Consider the following 19251-nt stretch of genomic DNA (forward strand, 5'->3'; position numbering starts at 1 on the left):
ATGCGCTTATTGTCTAATCCGTTAACTCAAAAAAAACTGAAACGCTTTAAAGCGATCAAACGCGGCTACTGGTCATTAATGGTTTTGAGCTTATTATTTGTGCTCGCCTTATTGGCGGAGCTTTTGGTCAATAGCCGTGCCTTGGTGGTGAAATATCAAGGAGAGTGGTTTTTTCCAACTTACGCGGATGTGATCCCAGGGACGCAATTTGATTTAGGTTACCCATCGGAAACCAATTATCGCCACCTGCAAACGCTTATCCAAGAAAAAGATCCCGAAGGGTTTGTCTTGATGCCATTGGTGCCTTGGAATCCTTATGAGCAAGATTTTGATAGTGATTTTCCACCGGCTGCCCCAAGTATTGACCATCAGCATTATTTAGGCACAGACACCATTGGGCGCGATATTTTGGCGCGTTTATTGTATGGCTTTCGTATTGCGATGGGCTTTGCATTACTGACAATGGCAATTTCTTATGCAATTGGCGTCACGGTCGGTTGTGTGATGGGCTTTTGGGGCGGTAAGTTTGATCTCTTCTTTCAGCGTTTTATTGAAATTTGGTCAATGGTGCCATTTTTATATGTGATCATGATTTTAGTCTCCATCATGCAACCTAGCTTTATGTTGTTTACTTTCATTAATGTATTGTTTGGTTGGATGGGCATGACTTGGTATATGCGCACCATGACTTATAAAGAAAAAGCTCGAGAATACACTTTAGCCGCTAAAGCTTTAGGCGCGTCGAATTGGCGGATTTTGTTTCACCACATTTTACCGAATACCATGGTGATGATCGTGACTTTAGCGCCCTTTACTATTGTGGCCAATATTACGGCGCTGACCGCGCTGGATTATTTAGGCTTGGGTTTGATGCCGCCTACGCCAAGTTGGGGAGAGTTATTACAACAAGGAAAATCGAATTTAGATGCACCTTGGATTGCCGTTTCTGTGGTGAGTGCGATTGTGGCGGTCTTGGTGATGGTGACCTTTATTGGAGAGGCCATTCGAGAAGCCTTTGATCCTAAGCGGTTTACTCAATACACATAAAGCCTGTTTCATTAGGGATTAAAAAAACAGTAAGGAATATCTATCAATGACAAAAAGATTATTAAATAGTGTATCGAGCTCGAGGTTAACCGCTCAGGTTGCAGTGGGTGTTTCCCTTTGCTTGGCGCTGTTCTCTTCTTTGAGTTACTCAACCTTGAGCCATGCAGAGAGTTTGCCAACAAACTTACAATGGCAAACCAATGAAAGTGATCCTATTTTTGCGTCACCCGATGCAAAATACGGTGGCATCTATCACACCTATATCGATAGTTTTCCACAAACCTTTCGCACGGTTGGCCCGGATGCCAATGGGGGTTTTGCCGCTTGGACTCGCTCGACCATGGCACTACTTGATAGACATCCTAATACCGATAATTGGTTGCCGTCGATTGCGATCTCTTGGGCATTTGGTGATGATCATAAAACCGTTTATTTTAAGCTTGATCCCAAAGCGAAGTGGAGTGATGGTCAGCCAGTCACCGCTGATGATTTCAAATTTGTGCTACAAATGATGCGCTCTAAAGACATTGTTGCTCCTTGGTATAACGATTTTTACACCAATGAAGTGAGCGATATCATTGTCTACGATCCGCACACCATTGCAGTGGTATCGGGCAAACCTCGCAATGCCGATGAACTGATGGACTACGTTAACCTTGCACCTATTCCTGCCCATTTTTATGCTAATCCCAAAAAAGATGAGAATGGTGACGGCATTGCCGATGATTTCGTGCGTCGTTATAACTTTAAGCCTGAGCCAACCGTTGGCCCGTATTACATTGATGATATTGATAAAGGGAAAGCGGTCACTTTCAAGCATGTTAAAGATTGGTGGGGCTACAGCAATAAGTATTATCAATACCGATTCAATGTTGATCGCATTAGCATCAAAGTCATTCGCGATCCGGATATCGCATTTAAGTATTTTGAAAAAGGTCAGTTAGATTCTTTTCCATTGGTTCGCCCAACGCTTTGGCACGATAAAGCAACGGGAGAATTGTTCGATAAAGGTTATATCCACAAAGCGTGGGTATTTAACCAAGCACCAATAGGCGCTGGTGGTCTATGGATTAACACAGCGATGCCGCTCTTGGATGACATCAATGTACGTCAAGGGTTAATGCATGCCATGGACTATGACGGCATGATTGAAAAGACTCTGCGTAACGATTATGTGCGCAAGTCTAATCCCATGGGGATGGGGCATGGTGAGTATGATGACACAAACATTCAAGCGCCGACGTTCGATCCTAAATTGGCGGTGTCTTATTTTGAACAAGCTGGGTTTACTCACATCGGTCCAGATGGCATTCGTCACAATGGCAAAGGTCAACGCTTAAGCTTTGCCATTACTTATGCCACCCCTGCCCATACTCCGCGAATCGCTTATTTACGTGAGCAAGCGAAATTAGCTGGGTTAGATTTAAGCTTAAATTTGATTGATGGTTCGAGCATGTTCAAATATGTGCTGGAGAAAAAACATCAATTATCTTTTCATGATATGTCGGCTTCACGCATTCCTGTGTATTGGCAGTACTTCTCTGCTGACTTTGCTAACAAGCCACAAAATAATAACTTTACCAATTATACTACGCCGCAGTTAGAGAGCCTGATTGAAGATTATCGCAATGAATTCGATTTAGAAAAAAAACATCAATTGTCGCGTCAAATTCAGAGCCTGATTGATGAAGCGAAAGTGATCATTCCTGGTTACATGGTGCCTTATACTCGTGAAGGTTATTGGCGCTGGATGAAGTTGCCTAAGGCATTAGGTACTAAGCAATCCGAGTTTCTATTTTATCCTGCTGGGTTTATGGGCGCTTATGGGACATTCTGGATTGATCAAGAAGTCAAAAAAGAAACGCTGGATGCGATGAAGTCGGGTAAAGCGTTTGAGCCTATGACAATAAAAGATGAGACGTATAGGTAAAAGAGGGCGCTACGCTTCGAGTGACTAGTTGCTAGTTTCTAGGAAAAGCAAAAAGCAAAAGCAACAGCCGAGTTGCGGGGACGCTCCGCTCGAGAGCCGAAAAGCGGTTTCGTAGCTCGAGTCTCGGTCGTTTCACTGCTCGTTTTTCGGTCATTCGCTTTTATCTTTTTCGATCCACGATAAGCGCAGCGGCCGAGTAACGAGAACCGAAAAATTGAATTAACGGAAACCCAATGACCCAAAACCCTGTTTTAACCATCACTGATTTATGTACTGAATTTACCACTGATGATGGGGTGGTGAGGGTACTCGATGGGGTGACTTTTCATGTCCCTAAAGGCAAAACCATTGGGTTAGTCGGTGAGTCAGGATGCGGTAAAAGCGTTACCGCAATGTCGATTATGGGGTTATTGCCAAAACCTTTTGGTCAGGTGGTATCTGGTCACATTGAGTATCGCTATCAAGATAAGGTGGTTGATTTAGCTCGTTTACCGGCAAAACAACTTTATCAAATGCGTGGTAATGCGATTTCGATGATTTTTCAAGATCCCATGACCGCGCTTAATCCGGTGCATACCATTGGTAAACAATTGATGGAGGTGTATCAGCTGCATCAGCCGCAATTAAATAAAAAACAGCGTTATACACAGGCGTTGGAGATGTTGGAAAAAGTCGGGATCCCATCGGCGAAACAACGGATGTTAGAATTTCCTCACCAATTGTCAGGTGGCATGCGTCAACGAGTGATGATCGCGATTGCATTGGCTTGTAAACCGGATGTGTTGATTTGTGATGAACCGACCACGGCGCTGGATGTCACTGTACAGGCACAAATTTTAGATTTAATGAAATCGTTGCAGCAAGAAACCGGGATGTCGATTATTTTTATCACCCACGATTTAGGTGTGGTAGCGGAAATGTGCGATCAAGTGGTGGTGATGTATGCTGGGAAAGTGGTGGAACAAGCAGAGGTGTTTTCATTATTCGATTTTCCAACTCATCCTTATACCCAAGGTTTATTGGCGTCGATGCCCAATCAACAATCGGAACCTAAATCGGAACTCCCCACGATTGAGGGCTCAGTTCCTCATTTATCCTCGATGCCAAGTGGCTGCCGTTTTGCCTCCCGCTGCCCATATCAACAAGAACACTGTTTGCAGCAGAGCCCCACATTAAAAAATAAATCACACGATCATCAAGTGAGTTGTCATTATTGGTCACAATTGAGGCCGCGCGGTATGTCTAAGGAGCATTTATGAAGCAAGTACCGTTAAAGACAACCGACTTATTGGAAATCAAAAACCTCAAACAATATTTTCATTCTGGTAAAGGTATTTTCAAAAAAGGCTATACCGTGCATGCGGTCGATGATGTGTCACTCAGTATTAAAAAAGGAGAGACCTTAGGCATCGTCGGTGAATCAGGGTGTGGTAAAAGCACCTTAGGCCGTAGTTTATTACGTTTGTATGAGCCGACAGCTGGGCAAGTTTTTTTTGAAGGCCAAGATATTTGTCAGCTTGATCATAAAGCGATGCGCCACTTACGCCAGGAAATGCAGATGGTGTTTCAAGACCCAACGGAATCATTAAACCCACGCCATACCATTGGGATGATTTTACAAGAACCGTTTGTGATTCACCGTTTAGGAACCGAGCAGCAAAGACAACAATGGGTGAGCGAATTATTAGTTAAAGTCGGGCTCACTCCTGAAGCGGCTCAACGTTACCCACACGAATTTTCAGGCGGACAAAAACAGCGGATAGGTATCGCGCGGGCGATTGCTTTAAAGCCTAAGCTGGTGGTGTGTGATGAATCAGTGTCGGCATTGGATGTGTCAGTACAAGCGCAAATTTTAAATTTATTAATGAAGCTGCAGCAAGAAATGGAACTGACGTTGATTTTTATTGCCCATGACTTATCGGTAATACGTCACATATCCGATAAAATTGCGGTGATGTATTTAGGGAAAATTGTTGAATATGGTGAAGCGCAGCAGGTGTATCAATCTCCTCAGCATCCTTATACTCAATCTTTGTTGTCAGCGATTCCGATTACTCATCCTAAATATCGAGATGTTACTTTACGCCAAAAAGAACAAGGCATTGGAGAGCGAATCTTATTACAAGGGGATATTCCTTCACCGATAGAGCGGCCAACAGGTTGTCATTTCGCTTCCCGTTGTCCTAAAGTGATGCCGAAATGTGCGAGCACAGCACCAGAACTTCGACCTTATTTAGAGCACAATCACCATCAAGTATCGTGTTTTCTCTATAATGAACCCAACACCATTAAAGAAAATGATTAAAGAGGCCAATTCATGTTAAGTAAGCCATTCTTATTTACCACTTTGTCTATTGCATTATTATCGGGTTGTACCGTAGTTAATGATGCCCCGATTACGGAACCTGTGACCACGACTACCTCAGTGGATGGCGTTCCTGTGACTAGCTTTGCTTACAAATGCCGAGTTGCCCAATCAGATAGCGACTATCAAGCTCAGTTCGAAATCCCATTTTTGATTGAATATTCTGGAAAAGATAACGAGAACGCCACTTTAGTTGAGCGTTCAGGTTCTTATCCTTTGGTGAGAGTGAAATCCGCTTCGGGGGCCAAATACGCTTCAGTCGATGGCATGCAAGAGTTCTGGGGTAAGGGCGACAGCGCCATGATTACCTTTAACCACGAAACGTTTAACGACTGTTACTTAGTGAAGTAGTTTGTCTAGGTTAATGGCTATTTAGGGTAGGTCACCGTATATCGCGTCGGTTTATGATTCATGGCTAAGGTAATATTGAGCATAATAGCACCAACAACCGATAAGCCGATGAGCCAAGGTGAAACAAAAAATAATGATGCGATGACAATCGTACAATCCAAAACCATTTGCGTTTTGCCCACGGAAATGCCGGTTTTATCTTGAATCAGTAAACACATGACGTTAAAACCACCCAAACTCGAACGATGGCGAAATAAAATCAGCATACCGATGCCAATCAGTAGCCCTCCGGCCACGGCACTGAAAATGGCATCAATATGATTTACTTGAATGACATAATGCATGTGATCGGCAAAGACGGCCACCAAGCTGCCAGCAATTAAGCTATTGATAGCAAAGGCTTTACCAAAGCGTAGCCAAGCCAGAGCATAAAATGGCAGATTAATGACAAAGTACAAGCTACCAAAGCTAAATGGAGTGAGTTGGCTCAGTAACAGAGAGAGCCCGGCAGTGCCACCAGTAATCAGTTGAGCGGAAGATAAGAAATAAACGCCAAGCGCCACAATAAAACTGCCGACCATTAAGGCGACTATATCTTCTTTGGGTGTATGTTTTTCCATCACAGTTTCAATCTTTTTATCCATAAAGAGTTAAAACAGTAATCAAAAAAGAGTACTTTTGATACTTAGAGGTGAATATCAAGGTAAACGGCTTGTATTTTAATGTTTACGAACTTGTAAAATCGCGTTGTTGGTTTTTACACTCAAATCAATAAATCTGCACTTATTCAGCCTTGTATTATTTTTTTTCATCTTAATCGTGATACTTTTGCATGCAGAAAATGCAGATTGCTACTTTCTGACGTGAAGCAAATTAGGTAGAATACCGCCATCTAAATGAGTGACGAAAACGTTTGCTTTTAGTCGTTGGACCAGTTTTTTAAGAATTTTATCGTTTTATGACCTTTTGGTTTATTTAGGAATTATTGATTAGTACCAATCACACTAATTAGATGATCAGACATTGCGTAGGGAAAAGGCTTGAGCACAGGGAGGAATGGTCGATAAGTAGTTGGCGCTACTGTCCACATTTTTACCCCGTTATCGAGTATTTTAACTTGGCAGCATGACCAAATAATGAGAATGGTTGGTATCAACCTGAGCTAGGAGATACACATGCTTAAGCGTGACATGAACATTGCGGATTATGATGCGGATCTATTTGCCGCAATTCAGGAAGAAACTCTTCGTCAAGAAGAGCACATTGAGCTCATCGCTTCAGAAAACTACACTAGCCCACGTGTAATGGAAGCACAAGGTTCACAACTTACTAACAAATACGCGGAAGGTTATCCTGGCAAGCGTTATTACGGTGGTTGTGAGTATGTCGATAAAGTAGAAACACTAGCGATTGACCGTGCATGTCAACTATTTGGCGCAGAATACGCTAACGTGCAACCTCATTCTGGCTCTCAAGCGAACAGTGCGGTTTATATGGCGCTACTAAATGCGGGTGATACTGTATTGGGTATGAGCTTGGCACACGGTGGTCACTTAACGCATGGTTCTCCTGTAAACTTCTCCGGTAAGCTTTACAACATCATTCCTTACGGCATTGATGAAAAAGGTCAAATTGACTACGAAGAAATGGAAGCGTTAGCGGTAGAACACAAACCAAAAATGATCATTGGTGGTTTCTCGGCTTATTCTCAAGTGTGTGATTGGGCGCGTATGCGTGAAATTGCAGACAAAGTAGGCGCGTACCTTTTTGTTGATATGGCTCACGTTGCAGGTCTTGTAGCTGCTGGCGTTTACCCGAACCCAGTTCCTCATGCACACGTTGTGACAACGACAACGCATAAAACACTGGCAGGCCCTCGTGGTGGTTTGATTCTTTCTAATGCCGGTGAAGACCTGTACAAGAAATTAAACTCTGCAGTATTCCCAGGTGGTCAAGGTGGCCCACTGATGCACGTTATCGCAGCGAAAGCGGTTGCCTTCAAAGAAGCATTAGAACCTGAATTTAAAGAATACCAAGCACGCGTTGTTGCGAATGCGAAAGCCATGGTCGCAGAATTTATTGCTCGCGGTTACAACATTGTTTCTGGTTCAACCGAAAACCATTTGTTCCTTGTTGACCTTATCGATAAAGACATTACTGGTAAAGATGCCGATGCCGCTCTTGGTTCAGCTAACATCACAGTGAACAAAAACTCAGTACCAAACGATCCACGCAGCCCGTTTGTTACCTCAGGTATTCGTGTTGGTTCTCCATCAATCACGCGTCGTGGCTTCACTGAAGAAGATGCCAAAAACCTTGCTGGCTGGATGTGTGACATTCTAGACAACATGGGCGATGAGTCTGTGATTGAAGCGACGAAAGCAAAAGTATTAGAAATTTGTAAGCGCAAACCTGTTTACGCATAATCTTTCTGCATAAAAAGGAGCAATTTCTGCGTCAGAGGTACTCATTTACTAGCGTAAACTCCGTGCCTCTTTCTTGAACTTGCTCTTTTTATTTTGAAATTATAGCTAGCGTAAAACAGCGTCAGAGAAGAGAAGAATATCGTGACTCGAATCTAGACCGCTTCGCTGCTCGAAAAAGATAAAAACCCAGTCAGACATGGCTGGGTTTTGTTTTTAAAAGAACAACATAGCTTTATTGTCTCTAGCTTCTAGTTCCTATACCTGTCATCCTTGAGGAGCCTAAGCGACATCGAGGATCTATATTCAATACGTGCTAAATAAAAAAGCCTCAGCTTGAATACTCAAACTGAGGCTTTAAAGTTTTCTCGAAACTCGAAACTCGAAACTCGAAACTCGAAACTCGAAACTCGAAACTCGAAACTCGAAACTGAATTTAGTCGTTTTTGTTAATGCTGATCATTGAGCCTGATTTACATTTGAACATGTAGTAACGAGAGCTTTCGTTAAACTGACCTAAGCCTTCACCAGAACAGTAAGATGCGTTTAGGTCACGCATAGTGTCGAGTGTTTTAGCGTTACTCATAGCAAATTTTGAACCGTCAGCACATACGATGCGAACTTTACCGTCATCGCTAGTTGAGAATACTTTGACTTCGGTATTACATAATTCAAAAGACGCATCTAGGTAGTTATCTTCTTGAGTGGTTGATGAACAGCCTGCTAATACGAGTGTCAGTAATCCTGCCAATCCTAAATATTTCATACTCTTAATTCCTATACTTATCCGGAGGGTAAACGGATCAAAATGTGAATGATTGCTTTAAAGAAGTATAAGCTAGGCAATCATTTAAACTCCATTAAGTGTAACCTTATCGCTGACATCACTCAACTTTAGTCGAAAAATTCTTCATTGATAAAGTGAAGTCACCCTAGGTTATCGCTAACCCGTATGATTTCGGATAAACTACGAGCTAAGAGAAGCTCAGTGAATGGATTGATTTTCCATGTCTTCTGAAGGCTTTCAAAAGTAATTAATACAATCGCACAGACTCTAACTCAAGGGAGAGAGTATGCACTGCCCATTTTGTTCCGAAAATGACACTAAAGTGATCGATTCACGCCTCGTGGCGGATGGTCATCAAGTTCGCCGTCGTCGTCAATGCTTAGCCTGTAGCGAACGTTTCACTACGTTTGAAAGTGCTGAATTGGTGATGCCAAAAGTGATTAAGTCTAATGGAAATCGTGAACCTTTTGATGAAGATAAAATGATCGGTGGTATTCAACGTTCGCTTGAAAAGCGTCCGGTGAGTGCCGACGCTGTTGAGTTGGCGATCAGTACCATTAAGTCACAACTGCGCGCCACTGGTGAGCGTGAAGTGCCTAGTGAAATGATTGGTAACTTAGTGATGGATCAACTGAAAGTTCTCGATAAAGTTGCTTACATTCGTTTTGCTTCGGTTTATCGAAGCTTTGAAGATATTCGAGAGTTTGGTGAAGAAATCGCCCGTCTTGAAGATTGATCTTAGTCGTAATGAAACTTCGCGTTGATAGTAAATTCAAAAAGGATGATAGGCGATGAATCAAAGCCCATTTACTGCATTTGATCATCAAATGATGGCACGAGCAATTGCATTAGCTAAACAAGGGATCTATACCACTGCGCCCAACCCCAATGTCGGCTGTGTGATCACGGTAGGGCAAGAGATTATTGGACAAGGTGCACACCTAAAAGCCGGTGAGCCTCATGCTGAAGTGCATGCTTTGTGCCAAGCCGGCGATAAGGTAAAAGGGGCAACTGCTTATGTCACTTTAGAGCCTTGTTCTCATTATGGTCGAACGCCACCTTGCGCAGAAGCTTTGGTGAAAGCTCGAGTGTCACGAGTGGTGTGTGCGATGCAAGATCCGAACCCTCAAGTTGCGGGGCGTGGTATTGCGATGTTGCGTCAAGCGGGTATTCAAGTGGATGTCGGGCTATTAGAAGCTGATGCCATTGCACTGAATCCAGGTTTTATCAAACGCATGAAAACTGGGATGCCTTATGTGCAACTCAAACTAGCCGCCAGTCTCGATGGCAAAACCGCGCTAGCAAATGGTCACAGCCAATGGATTACTAGCCCGCAAGCCCGCCAAGATGTGCAACGGTACCGAGCAAAAGCTGGGGCAATTCTTTCTACCGCGAAAACCGTACTTGATGATGACGCGTCATTAAATGTTCGTTGGCAGGAGCTACCTCAAGATATTCAAGCACAATATTCTGCACCATCATTGCGTCAACCGGTGCGAGTTATTTTAGACCGCCAACAACAATTGAGCGAGCACCCCAAGCTCAAGCTATTTCATAGTGAGGGTGACCTTTTATTGGTTGGGCAGGATACTGGCTTAGCTGAGAATCAGGTTGTTGCCGCCTTAGATCATAATCAGCAATTTGATCTGCCCAAGTTATTAAAACAGCTGGCAGAGGAGCATAATATTAATCATATTTGGGTAGAAGCGGGAGCGACGTTAGCCACCAATTTGATTACGCAGCAACTGATCGATGAACTGATTATCTATATGGCGCCGAAGCTAATGGGAACCGATGGGCGAGGCTTAACCCAGATTGCTGGTTTTACGGAAATGAAACAAGCGCTTGATTTGAATATTACCGATTTACGCATGGTGGGAAAAGACCTGCGCATTACCGCTTGCCTTAATCAATAAAGAGAAATTATGTTTACAGGAATTGTTGAAGCCGTTGGCACTATTTTAGCGATCACCCCAAAAGGTGAAGATGTCACGATTACCGTTGATGCAGGCCAACTTGATATGTCGGATGTGCATCTAGGTGATAGCATTGCCACCAATGGGGTGTGTTTAACTGTTGTTGCCTTTGATGAACGCAGCTATCGTGCTGATTTATCATTAGAAACTCTGAAACGTACGGGTTTTTCCCAATACCAAGTGGGTGATGCGGTGAACTTGGAAAAGGCAATGTTACCAAGCACTCGTTTTGGTGGACATATTGTCTCTGGCCATGTGGATGATGTTGGCGTGATTGTCGATCGTCAACCAGTGGGCCGCGCGATGGAATATTGGATCGAAGTCCCGTCGCATCTTACACGTTATATCGCCGAAAAAGGCTCGGTGACAGTGGATGGAATTAGCCTCACGGTGAATGATATTCGTAAAAATGGCTTTAAAATCACTATCGTGCCGCATACTTCACAAGAAACTACCGTAGATAGCTTTGTGGTTGGACGCAAGGTTAACCTTGAAGTTGATGTGATCGCCCGTTATTTAGAGCGCTTGATTTCAGGAAAGACAGAACAACTTGATAGCCCTGAATCTCGCATTACCATGGAATTATTGCAAAAAAATGGCTTTGCTTAAGCCAAAGAATAAAGGAATCTAACATGGCAATTAGCAGTTCAAAAGAGATTATTGAAGATATTCGCTTAGGTAAAATGGTCATTTTGATGGATGACGAAGACCGCGAAAATGAAGGCGATTTGATCATGGCGGCAGAACATATTACGCCCGCCGCGATTAACTTTATGGCGACTCATGGTCGTGGTTTGATTTGTTTAACCTTAACCAAAGAGCGCTGTAATAACTTGGGCCTACCGCCAATGGTGCAAGACAATAATGCGCAATATACCACGAACTTTACCGTGTCAATTGAAGCGGCAGAAGGGGTGACCACTGGTATTTCTGCTGCCGACCGCGCAGTGACAGTACAAGCGGCTGTAGCCAAAAATGCTCAAGCCTCTGATTTAGTGCAACCTGGGCATATTTTCCCATTAGCCGCTCAAGAAGGTGGCGTGCTGACTCGCGCAGGCCACACGGAAGCAGGATGTGATTTAGCACGTCTTGCGGGCTTAGAACCTGCTTCAGTGATTGTTGAGATTTTAAATGAAGACGGCACTATGGCACGTCGCCCTGATTTAGAAATATTTGCTGAAAAACACGGTATTAAATTAGGTACCATTGCTGATCTGATTGAATACCGTAACAACACTGAAACCACGATTGAGCGTGTAGCGGAATGTAAATTGCCAACAGAATTTGGCGAGTTTGATTTAGTGACTTACCGTGACACCATTGATAATCAAATTCATTATGCGTTACGTAAAGGCAATGTCAGTGACTCAGCGTGTTTAGTGCGCGTGCATTTGCAAGACACGTTTACGGATTTATTGCACTCTAACCGCACAGCCGATCGCAGTTGGTCATTGGATGCGGCGATGAAACGCATTAACCAAGAAGGTGGCGTGTTAGTGATTTTAGGCAATGAAGAAACGCCGCAATCCATTATCCATAAAGTAAAAATGTTGGAGCAACAAGACAATCAAACCGCGCCGACCTTAGCTAAGAAGCAAGGAACATCACGTCGCGTTGGGGTTGGCTCACAAATTCTGGCGGATCTGGGCGTTAAAGATATGCGTTTATTGTCATCATCAGATAAACGTTATCATGCGCTGTCTGGCTTTGGTTTGAATGTTGTCGATTATGTAACGAACTAAACAAGGTTTCTAGTTGCGAGTTTCTAGTTTCTAGGAGGAGGGCGCCGCCATAATCTCATTCATTTCATGAGGTTTTGGATTAGCTTTTCTTTTTCTAGGAGCGAAGCGTTACTAGGAACTCGTTACTAGGGACAATTCCCCATAGATATTGCTCACAAATTTGTGATAGAATCCGCCGATTCCCACTCTCTACAAAATAGTTAAAGGATAACTTATGAAAGTAATCGAAGGTGCATTTGCAGCTCCAAATGCAAAAATTGCTATCGTTATTTCTCGTTTTAATAGCTTTATTAACGAAAGTTTACTTTCAGGTGCGATTGATACATTAAAGCGTCATGGACAAGTAAGTGATGACAATATTACTGTCGTTCGTTGCCCTGGTGCCGTTGAACTTCCTCTCGTGGCTCAACGTGTCGCAAAAACTGGAAAATTTGATGCTATTGTTTCTCTAGGTACGGTTATTCGTGGTGGTACGCCACACTTTGATTACGTATGTAGTGAGTGTAATAAAGGTTTAGCGCAAGTGTCTTTGGAATACAGTCTTCCAGTCGCATTTGGCGTATTAACTGTTGATACTATCGATCAAGCGATTGAACGCGCAGGCACCAAGGCTGGTAACAAGGGGCAAGAAGCAGCCCTGAGCGCACTTGAGATGATCAACGTTTTAAATGAAATTAACTAATTTTTTGCAATCTAATTCCTAATGGGGGCTCGCGTGAAACCAGCCGCACGTCGTAATGCACGTCAATTCGCACTACAAGCGATTTACTCTTGGCAAGTCACTAAAGAAAATGTGGCAACTATTGAACATCAGTTTTTAACTGGTGAAAAGTATGATGAAGAAGAACATCATGCCGCTGAACCTAGCTTAAAAGCACCAGAAACGGATGTCGCTTACTTCCAAGATTTATTATCGGGTGTCGTTAACTCAAATATGGAATTAGATAGCAAGCTACGTCCATACTTATCACGTCCAATGCAAGATTTGGATATGATGGAATTGGCGTTGCTGCGTCTTGCAATGTATGAAATGACGCAACGTGATGATGTTCCTTACAAAGTTGTGATCAACGAAGCGATTGAATTAGCAAAAGTGTTTGCTGCTGAAGATAGCCATAAGTTCATTAACGGTGTGCTGGATAAAGCCGCGCCGCACGTACGTAAGAAGTAATATTGAATGGTTGAGGTTCACTATTTGAATCTCCTCGTTCATTGAGAAAAGGTCAGCTAAATGCTGGCCTTTTTTGTATAATCTGAGTTTTATCTTATTCGAGATATTTCATGTCTGGTGAATTTAACTTAATCGAAAAATATTTTGCCCATAAGCAAGCGAATCGACCGGATGTCGATATTTCTTTAGGTGATGATTGTGCGTTAATTTCACCACCAGAGGGTTATCAGATTGCGATCAGTACCGACACTGTAGTGTTAGGGACGCATTTTTTGGCTGATGCCGATCCGGCTGCTGTGGCGTATAAAGCCTTAATGTCAAACATTAGCGACTTGGCGGCGATGGGGGCAACCCCGGCGTGGTTTTCTATGGCTCTCACACTTCCTGAAATCAATGAAAGCTGGTTGACGCCATTTTGTCATGCCATGTTTACATTGGCCGATGAACATCAATTGCAATTAATTGGCGGAGATACCACCAAAGGACCATTGAGTATTTCATTTACCATTCAAGGTCTTGTGCCAACAGGGAAAGCACTGACTCGAGGCGGGGCCAACCTCGGTGATGCGATTTATGTGACAGGCAACTTGGGTGATAGCCATGCCGGTTTAAGTGTTATTTTACAGCCACAACGGAACACAAAGCCGTATGCAACAGAGCTTGTAAAACGTCATTTTTACGCGCAATCTCGTATTCGTGTGGCAGAGAAGCTGCGCGGCATTGCAACCAGTTGTATTGATATTTCTGATGGTCTGATTGCGGATCTTGGACACATCTTAAAACGTTCTAAAGTTGCGGCACAAATCGATGTGGCTTTATTGCCGTTATCAAAAGAAGTGATTGCCTTTTATGGGGAAGTGCAACAAGCTCAACATGCGGCTTTACAAAGTGGTGAAGAATACGAACTGTGTTTTACCGTTCCGGTAGCTCATCAAGCGCAAGTTGAGACGCTCGCTCAGCAATCTGGTTGTACATTGACTTGCATTGGGCAAATTGTTGAACAATCACCCGATGAAAGCTCAAGAATCACCTTATTGCGAGCCTCTCATCCACTCTTAGCCAATGATCCTATTTTGCTTGCTCAAGGGTTTGACCATTTTAATTAATCATAATGAAGAATAGGCACAACATGTCACAACAACAACCATCCACGAACCCATTGTCACGCATTAAGCTAACGAATCCTTGGCACTTATTGGCCGTGGGGTTTGGCAGTGGCCTATCAAAATGGGTTCCCGGCACCACGGGCACACTCGCTTCCATTCCTGTTTATTTATTGTTGGTGCAATTACCTACATTAGCTTATTGTGCCGTGGTCATTGTAGCGGCGTTGCTCGGTATTGTGATTTGCCAGAAAACTTCCGATGATATGAAAGTGCACGATCATGGTGCGATTGTATGGGATGAATTTGTTGGCTTTTGGATCACCATGAGCGTGGTGCCTTTTTTAGGGCTGGCTACCAATGATTGGCAAATTATTGCGTTTGGTTTTGTGCTCTTTCGTATTTTCGATATGCTAAAACCTTGGCCGATCAGCCTATTGGATCGTCATGTGCATGGTGGTTTCGGCATTATGATTGATGATGTTTTAGCAGGAATATTTGCCGCGATCAGTTTATTGTTGGTCGTGGTGTATTGGTTTTAATGATGTAGGAAAAAAAGATGTCTAAGAAAGTATATTGTGTGGCTCAATTTCAGCCCAAAGAAGGCAAATTAGATGAATTATTTGCGGTATTACAAGCGCTAGAGCCAAACACATTACGTGAAGATGGATGCTTACAATATGTAGTCACTCGTCATCGCCCAAGTCCATTTGCAGGCGGTGAAAGTTACCCGATTGCTTTTCATGAAATCTGGGCCAGCAATGAAGCTTTTGAAGCCCATTGTCAACGTAAAGAAATTGGGGATTTTTTCCAACAACAATGCGTTGCTGAAACGGGCTTAGTGGAAAAATCGAATGTCGCGGTTTATACCGATGAACCAAATGATTTCGATGCACCAAAGTTTTAAGATTTCATAGATTCATAATGGCAAAAACACAAAAAGGACGAGCGATCGTCCTTTTTTAATGGTCTTGTTCTTTTTAATGGTGATGTATTTTTGATAACAATTAGTCTAAATAGGCTTTAATTTGTTGTTCAATTCCAGCCGCGTTTAGTCTTAATTCATCATACAGCTCATCTTGTGTGCCTTGATGGACAAACTCATCGGGTAAGCCTAGTTGCAGTACTGGCTTGATTTGTTTGCGTTGCATTAAGAGTTCAATTACGCCAGAGCCTGCGCCGCCGGCAATTACATTCTCTTCTAGTGTGACTAATACATCGTGTTCAGCCGCCAGTTTCAGCACTAACGCTTCATCTAATGGCTTCACAAAGCGCATATCCGCTACGGTAGCATTCAGTGATTCGGCTGCTTTTAAGGCTTCTGGTAAGAAGGTACCAAAAGATAAGATGGCAACTTTCTTCGCCGTATCCTTTTCAAGGTTAGCTTTACGTACAAGACGGCCTTTACCAATTTCCAATGCAACCATGTCTTTTTCTATTGCAGCACCACAGCCAGAACCGCGAGGATAACGTACCGCACTTGGGCCTTGGTGTTGATGACCCGTGTAGAGCATTTGACGGCATTCATTCTCATCACTTGGTGCCATGATCACCATGTTGGGAATGCAGCGCATAAAGCTTAAATCAAAGGCGCCTTGGTGAGTTTGACCATCCGCACCGACAAGACCGGCACGGTCAATCGCAAACATCACGGGTAAATTCATGATGGCAACGTCGTGGATTAACTGATCGTAACCACGTTGTAAGAAAGTGGAATAGATGGCAACGATAGGGTGTTGTCCACCTATTGCCATACCGGAAGCTAGGGTGACGGCATGTTGCTCAGCAATCGCCACATCGAAATATTGGTCTGGGTATTCCTTGGAAAAGCGCACCATACCAGAGCCTTCACGCATGGCAGGGGTGATGGCCATCAATTTAGGATCTTGCGCGGCCATATCACATAAGAAATCGCCAAAAATTTTAGAGAAGGTTGGTTTGCCGCCACTGCTTTTTGGTAATGAACTTTCTTCAGGGTTGAATTTAGGCACGCCATGATAGCCAATCGGATCTTTTTCCGCAGGTTCATAGCCTTTGCCTTTTTTGGTCATCACATGCAAAAATTGAGGGCCTTTTAAGCCACGCATATTTTTCAATGTTTTGACGAGCTCTTTCACATCATGACCATCGATAGGGCCAATGTAGTTAAAGCCTAACTCTTCGAACATGGTACCGGGAACCACCATGCCTTTTAAATGTTCTTCGGTACGACGAACCAACTCTTTAATCGGCGGCACGTTAGATAAGACTTTTTTGCCACCTTCACGAATTGAAGTATAAAAGTTCCCAGTCAGAAGTTGTGCAAGGTGATTATTTAACGCGCCCACGTTTTCTGAAATGGACATTTCGTTGTCATTTAAAATCACTAGCATGTCCGCATGTACGTCGCCAGCGTGGTTCATGGCTTCAAAGGCCATACCCGCGGTGATCGCTCCATCGCCAATCACACTCACAACTTTACGGTCTTGACCTTCTTTTTGCGCACTGATCGCCATGCCTAACGCGGCACTGATTGACGTTGAAGAGTGACCAACTGATAAAGTATCGTACTCACTTTCGCCACGCCATGGGAAAGGGTGCAGCCCACCTTTTTGACGAATACTTGGCATTTGTTCACGACGGCCAGTTAAAATTTTATGGGGATAAGCTTGATGGCCGACATCCCAAACGAGCTGATCAAAAGGGGTGTTATAAACATAGTGTAGCGCGACAGTCAGTTCTACCGTCCCTAAACCTGAAGCTAAGTGACCACTAGATTGGCTCACTGAGTTCAATAAGTAGGTACGAAGTTCATCACAAAGAGCGGATAAACTTTCTTTTGGTAAGGAGCGCAGCTCGTCAGGTGTATTAGCGAGGGCGAGTGTTGGGTACTTTGAAATATCAAGAGTCATAAATAGTCGCGCTTAATCTGTTCGTTTTTATTATATTTAATGGCTGCGCTCGACTGCATATCGGGCGAAATCTTCGAGTGATTGCGTATTGTAAGGGATCGCTTGTAAAGCTTGAAGTGCTTCTTGTAACAAGTCTTGTGCTTTTTGCTGCGCCCCTTCTAATCCTAGCAGAGCCGGGTAAGTGCTTTTATTTAAATTTTGATCAGAACCTTGTGGCTTACCTAACGTTTCGGTATCGGAGATAATATCGAGAATGTCATCTTGTACTTGGAAAGCCAGCCCCACGGCATCGGCATATCGGTCAAGATGAGAAAGAGTGGCAATGCCATTAGCACCGGCACATAAAGCGCCCATACGAATGGCACACTTGATCAATGCACCTGTCTTATTGCGATGAATTTCTTGCAGCTCTTCTAAACATACCGCGCGATTTTCAGCTTCCAGATCTAAGGTTTGACCCATGCACATGCCTAATGCGCCAGATGCGTTGGCCAGCTCTTTAATTAATTGCACGCGCTGTGGCTCACTTTGGGAAGATAATGGACCTTCAGCCAAAATAGTAAAGGCAAGGGTTTGCAAGGCATCACCGGTTAAAATAGCCGTGGCTTCATCAAATTCAATATGACAAGTGGGTTGGCCTCGACGTAGCTCATCGTCATCCATGGCAGGAAGATCATCATGAATCAATGAATAAGCGTGGATGCATTCAATAGCCGATGCTGGAGTATCGAGATCGGCGAGCGTAAGACCAAACATTTGTCCAGTGATGTAGACCAAATAAGGACGTGCTCGTTTTCCCCCCAAGAGCAAACCGTAACGCATGGCTTTGGTTAAGGTTTGTTGTTGGTGAGGAATCGTGTCCAACCACAGGTTTAATTGTTGGTTATTTCTTTCTTGATAGTCAGCCAAGGAAATGGTCATGCTAAATGTCGCTTTGTGTGTCAAAAGGAATGAGTTCTGACGTATCATCATCTTTTAGTAAGATTTCAACACGTTGCTCAGCTTCAGTCAGTTTAGTTTGGCTAGATCGAGCTAGGGCGATGCCGCGTTCAAACTTTTTTAATGCATCTTCGAGGTCAAGGTCACCATTTTCAAGTTGGTTAACCAAAGCATCGAGTTCAGTTAATGACTCTTCAAAGCTCATGTTTTCAGGTTTTTTAGTGGCCATATTGTGTACTTATATGATAGTTATTTTGCTTGTTATGAAGGCATCGTGTTGCAAGATGCGTCAGTTTGGCGGCGCTAATTGGATTCCAAATAGCATGAAGCTTTTCTTTTAAAAAACGTTCTGTCCGATCACATAATAGTGAGTACTTTTATCGAGTGAATCACATTACTGCTGAGTTTCGCGAGAACGCTTACTCCTGAAATCTGCCAGCGTTAAGTGAGTTCAAGGTCAGGACGTTAAAATTATGTAGACATTATAGCATTTTAGATTAGCTAAAACGTTAGCTGTAATTGTATT

20 protein-coding genes are annotated in these 19251 nt (G+C 43.4%); 15 read left to right on the forward strand and 5 right to left on the reverse strand.

What is annotated here, in order from left to right; genetic code table 11:
* The 5 genes from VCA1004_RS03320 (at position 1) to VCA1004_RS03340 (ending at position 5693) form a co-directional block, all read left to right on the forward strand.
* Positions 1-1047 carry an ABC transporter permease gene (locus VCA1004_RS03320; protein WP_086982513.1) on the forward strand — a complete coding sequence of 349 codons (1047 nt, stop codon included), beginning with the start codon at positions 1-3 and terminating at the stop codon, positions 1045-1047.
* Positions 1048-1093: 46 nt separating this feature from the next.
* Positions 1094-2977: an extracellular solute-binding protein gene (locus VCA1004_RS03325; protein ID WP_086982515.1), complete on the forward strand. Its 1884-nt coding sequence runs from the start codon at positions 1094-1096 to the stop codon at positions 2975-2977.
* A 233-nt stretch (positions 2978-3210) separates the two neighbouring features.
* Positions 3211-4236, forward strand: coding sequence for an ABC transporter ATP-binding protein (locus tag VCA1004_RS03330; protein ID WP_086982518.1), 1026 nt, complete (start codon positions 3211-3213; stop codon positions 4234-4236).
* Entirely contained in the window at positions 4233-5282 is a 1050-nt protein-coding gene (locus VCA1004_RS03335) for an ABC transporter ATP-binding protein (protein WP_086982520.1), read from the forward strand. The genes VCA1004_RS03330 and VCA1004_RS03335 overlap by 4 nt, the downstream gene beginning before the upstream one ends.
* Positions 5283-5294: 12 nt before the next feature.
* The gene (locus VCA1004_RS03340) at positions 5295-5693 is read left to right on the forward strand and encodes an MliC family protein (RefSeq protein WP_086982522.1); all 399 of its coding nucleotides are present in this window, start codon (positions 5295-5297) and stop codon (positions 5691-5693) included.
* A 17-nt stretch (positions 5694-5710) separates the two neighbouring features.
* Here the strand turns inward: VCA1004_RS03340 and VCA1004_RS03345 are convergent, their stop codons facing one another.
* Entirely contained in the window at positions 5711-6313 is a 603-nt protein-coding gene (locus VCA1004_RS03345; protein ID WP_086984622.1) for a YitT family protein, read from the reverse strand.
* A 555-nt stretch (positions 6314-6868) separates the two neighbouring features.
* Here VCA1004_RS03345 and glyA point away from each other — a divergent pair.
* Entirely contained in the window at positions 6869-8119 is a 1251-nt protein-coding gene (gene glyA / locus VCA1004_RS03350; protein ID WP_086982524.1) for a serine hydroxymethyltransferase, read from the forward strand.
* Positions 8120-8552: 433 nt separating this feature from the next.
* Here the strand turns inward: glyA and VCA1004_RS03355 are convergent, their stop codons facing one another.
* A complete protein-coding gene (locus tag VCA1004_RS03355) occupies positions 8553-8882 on the reverse strand; it encodes a hypothetical protein (RefSeq protein ID WP_086982526.1) in 330 nt (109 codons plus the stop codon).
* 307 nt (positions 8883-9189) lie between these two features.
* Between VCA1004_RS03355 and nrdR the strand changes: the two genes are divergently transcribed.
* The 9 genes from nrdR (at position 9190) to VCA1004_RS03400 (ending at position 15802) form a co-directional block, all read left to right on the forward strand.
* Positions 9190-9639 carry a transcriptional regulator NrdR gene (gene nrdR, locus VCA1004_RS03360; protein ID WP_086982528.1) on the forward strand — a complete coding sequence of 150 codons (450 nt, stop codon included), beginning with the start codon at positions 9190-9192 and terminating at the stop codon, positions 9637-9639.
* Positions 9640-9694: 55 nt separating this feature from the next.
* A complete protein-coding gene (gene ribD / locus VCA1004_RS03365) occupies positions 9695-10819 on the forward strand; it encodes a bifunctional diaminohydroxyphosphoribosylaminopyrimidine deaminase/5-amino-6-(5-phosphoribosylamino)uracil reductase RibD (protein ID WP_086982530.1) in 1125 nt (374 codons plus the stop codon).
* Between the two features lie 9 nt (positions 10820-10828).
* Positions 10829-11488: a riboflavin synthase gene (locus tag VCA1004_RS03370; RefSeq protein ID WP_086982531.1), complete on the forward strand. Its 660-nt coding sequence runs from the start codon at positions 10829-10831 to the stop codon at positions 11486-11488.
* Positions 11489-11511: 23 nt separating this feature from the next.
* Positions 11512-12621 carry a bifunctional 3,4-dihydroxy-2-butanone-4-phosphate synthase/GTP cyclohydrolase II gene (gene ribBA / locus VCA1004_RS03375; RefSeq protein ID WP_086982533.1) on the forward strand — a complete coding sequence of 370 codons (1110 nt, stop codon included), beginning with the start codon at positions 11512-11514 and terminating at the stop codon, positions 12619-12621.
* 214 nt (positions 12622-12835) lie between these two features.
* A complete protein-coding gene (gene ribH / locus VCA1004_RS03380; RefSeq protein WP_027696879.1) occupies positions 12836-13303 on the forward strand; it encodes a 6,7-dimethyl-8-ribityllumazine synthase in 468 nt (155 codons plus the stop codon).
* 21 nt (positions 13304-13324) lie between these two features.
* Positions 13325-13792: a transcription antitermination factor NusB gene (gene nusB, locus VCA1004_RS03385; protein ID WP_086982536.1), complete on the forward strand. Its 468-nt coding sequence runs from the start codon at positions 13325-13327 to the stop codon at positions 13790-13792.
* Positions 13793-13902: 110 nt separating this feature from the next.
* Positions 13903-14898 (forward strand): thiamine-phosphate kinase, encoded by a 996-nt coding sequence (gene thiL, locus VCA1004_RS03390; RefSeq protein ID WP_086982538.1) that lies wholly within the window; start codon positions 13903-13905, stop codon positions 14896-14898.
* 23 nt (positions 14899-14921) lie between these two features.
* A complete protein-coding gene (gene pgpA / locus VCA1004_RS03395; RefSeq protein ID WP_086982540.1) occupies positions 14922-15437 on the forward strand; it encodes a phosphatidylglycerophosphatase A in 516 nt (171 codons plus the stop codon).
* Positions 15438-15454: 17 nt separating this feature from the next.
* Positions 15455-15802 carry a putative quinol monooxygenase gene (locus tag VCA1004_RS03400; RefSeq protein ID WP_086982542.1) on the forward strand — a complete coding sequence of 116 codons (348 nt, stop codon included), beginning with the start codon at positions 15455-15457 and terminating at the stop codon, positions 15800-15802.
* Between the two features lie 100 nt (positions 15803-15902).
* Here the strand turns inward: VCA1004_RS03400 and dxs are convergent, their stop codons facing one another.
* The 3 genes from dxs to xseB are packed head-to-tail and all read right to left on the reverse strand — an operon-like array spanning position 15903 to position 18954.
* On the reverse strand, positions 15903-17786 hold the full coding sequence (dxs, locus tag VCA1004_RS03405; protein WP_086982544.1) for a 1-deoxy-D-xylulose-5-phosphate synthase: 1884 nt from the start codon (positions 17784-17786) through the stop codon (positions 15903-15905).
* A 36-nt stretch (positions 17787-17822) separates the two neighbouring features.
* Positions 17823-18707, reverse strand: a complete 885-nt coding sequence (gene ispA / locus VCA1004_RS03410; RefSeq protein ID WP_086982546.1) for a (2E,6E)-farnesyl diphosphate synthase — start codon at positions 18705-18707, stop codon at positions 17823-17825.
* Between the two features lies 1 nt (position 18708).
* Positions 18709-18954 carry an exodeoxyribonuclease VII small subunit gene (gene xseB / locus VCA1004_RS03415; RefSeq protein WP_086982548.1) on the reverse strand — a complete coding sequence of 82 codons (246 nt, stop codon included), beginning with the start codon at positions 18952-18954 and terminating at the stop codon, positions 18709-18711.
* Between the last annotated feature and the right edge of the window lie 297 nt (positions 18955-19251).

Source organism: Vibrio aphrogenes, assembly GCF_002157735.2.
In the GTDB taxonomy this organism is placed as follows: domain Bacteria; phylum Pseudomonadota; class Gammaproteobacteria; order Enterobacterales; family Vibrionaceae; genus Vibrio; species Vibrio aphrogenes.

Coding starts and splice junctions, on each gene's coding strand:
- ispA (WP_086982546.1), bottom strand. CDS start 18,707: ATGACCATTTCCTTGGCTGACTATCAAGAAAGAAATAACCAACAATTA.
- VCA1004_RS03335 (WP_086982520.1), top strand. CDS start 4,233: ATGAAGCAAGTACCGTTAAAGACAACCGACTTATTGGAAATCAAAAAC.
- pgpA (WP_086982540.1), top strand. CDS start 14,922: ATGTCACAACAACAACCATCCACGAACCCATTGTCACGCATTAAGCTA.
- VCA1004_RS03400 (WP_086982542.1), top strand. CDS start 15,455: ATGTCTAAGAAAGTATATTGTGTGGCTCAATTTCAGCCCAAAGAAGGC.
- thiL (WP_086982538.1), top strand. CDS start 13,903: ATGTCTGGTGAATTTAACTTAATCGAAAAATATTTTGCCCATAAGCAA.
- nusB (WP_086982536.1), top strand. CDS start 13,325: ATGGGGGCTCGCGTGAAACCAGCCGCACGTCGTAATGCACGTCAATTC.
- VCA1004_RS03340 (WP_086982522.1), top strand. CDS start 5,295: ATGTTAAGTAAGCCATTCTTATTTACCACTTTGTCTATTGCATTATTA.
- VCA1004_RS03330 (WP_086982518.1), top strand. CDS start 3,211: ATGACCCAAAACCCTGTTTTAACCATCACTGATTTATGTACTGAATTT.
- glyA (WP_086982524.1), top strand. CDS start 6,869: ATGCTTAAGCGTGACATGAACATTGCGGATTATGATGCGGATCTATTT.
- ribH (WP_027696879.1), top strand. CDS start 12,836: ATGAAAGTAATCGAAGGTGCATTTGCAGCTCCAAATGCAAAAATTGCT.
- VCA1004_RS03325 (WP_086982515.1), top strand. CDS start 1,094: ATGACAAAAAGATTATTAAATAGTGTATCGAGCTCGAGGTTAACCGCT.
- ribD (WP_086982530.1), top strand. CDS start 9,695: ATGAATCAAAGCCCATTTACTGCATTTGATCATCAAATGATGGCACGA.
- VCA1004_RS03345 (WP_086984622.1), bottom strand. CDS start 6,313: ATGGAAAAACATACACCCAAAGAAGATATAGTCGCCTTAATGGTCGGC.
- VCA1004_RS03370 (WP_086982531.1), top strand. CDS start 10,829: ATGTTTACAGGAATTGTTGAAGCCGTTGGCACTATTTTAGCGATCACC.
- nrdR (WP_086982528.1), top strand. CDS start 9,190: ATGCACTGCCCATTTTGTTCCGAAAATGACACTAAAGTGATCGATTCA.
- dxs (WP_086982544.1), bottom strand. CDS start 17,786: ATGACTCTTGATATTTCAAAGTACCCAACACTCGCCCTCGCTAATACA.
- VCA1004_RS03320 (WP_086982513.1), top strand. CDS start 1: ATGCGCTTATTGTCTAATCCGTTAACTCAAAAAAAACTGAAACGCTTT.
- ribBA (WP_086982533.1), top strand. CDS start 11,512: ATGGCAATTAGCAGTTCAAAAGAGATTATTGAAGATATTCGCTTAGGT.
- xseB (WP_086982548.1), bottom strand. CDS start 18,954: ATGGCCACTAAAAAACCTGAAAACATGAGCTTTGAAGAGTCATTAACT.
- VCA1004_RS03355 (WP_086982526.1), bottom strand. CDS start 8,882: ATGAAATATTTAGGATTGGCAGGATTACTGACACTCGTATTAGCAGGC.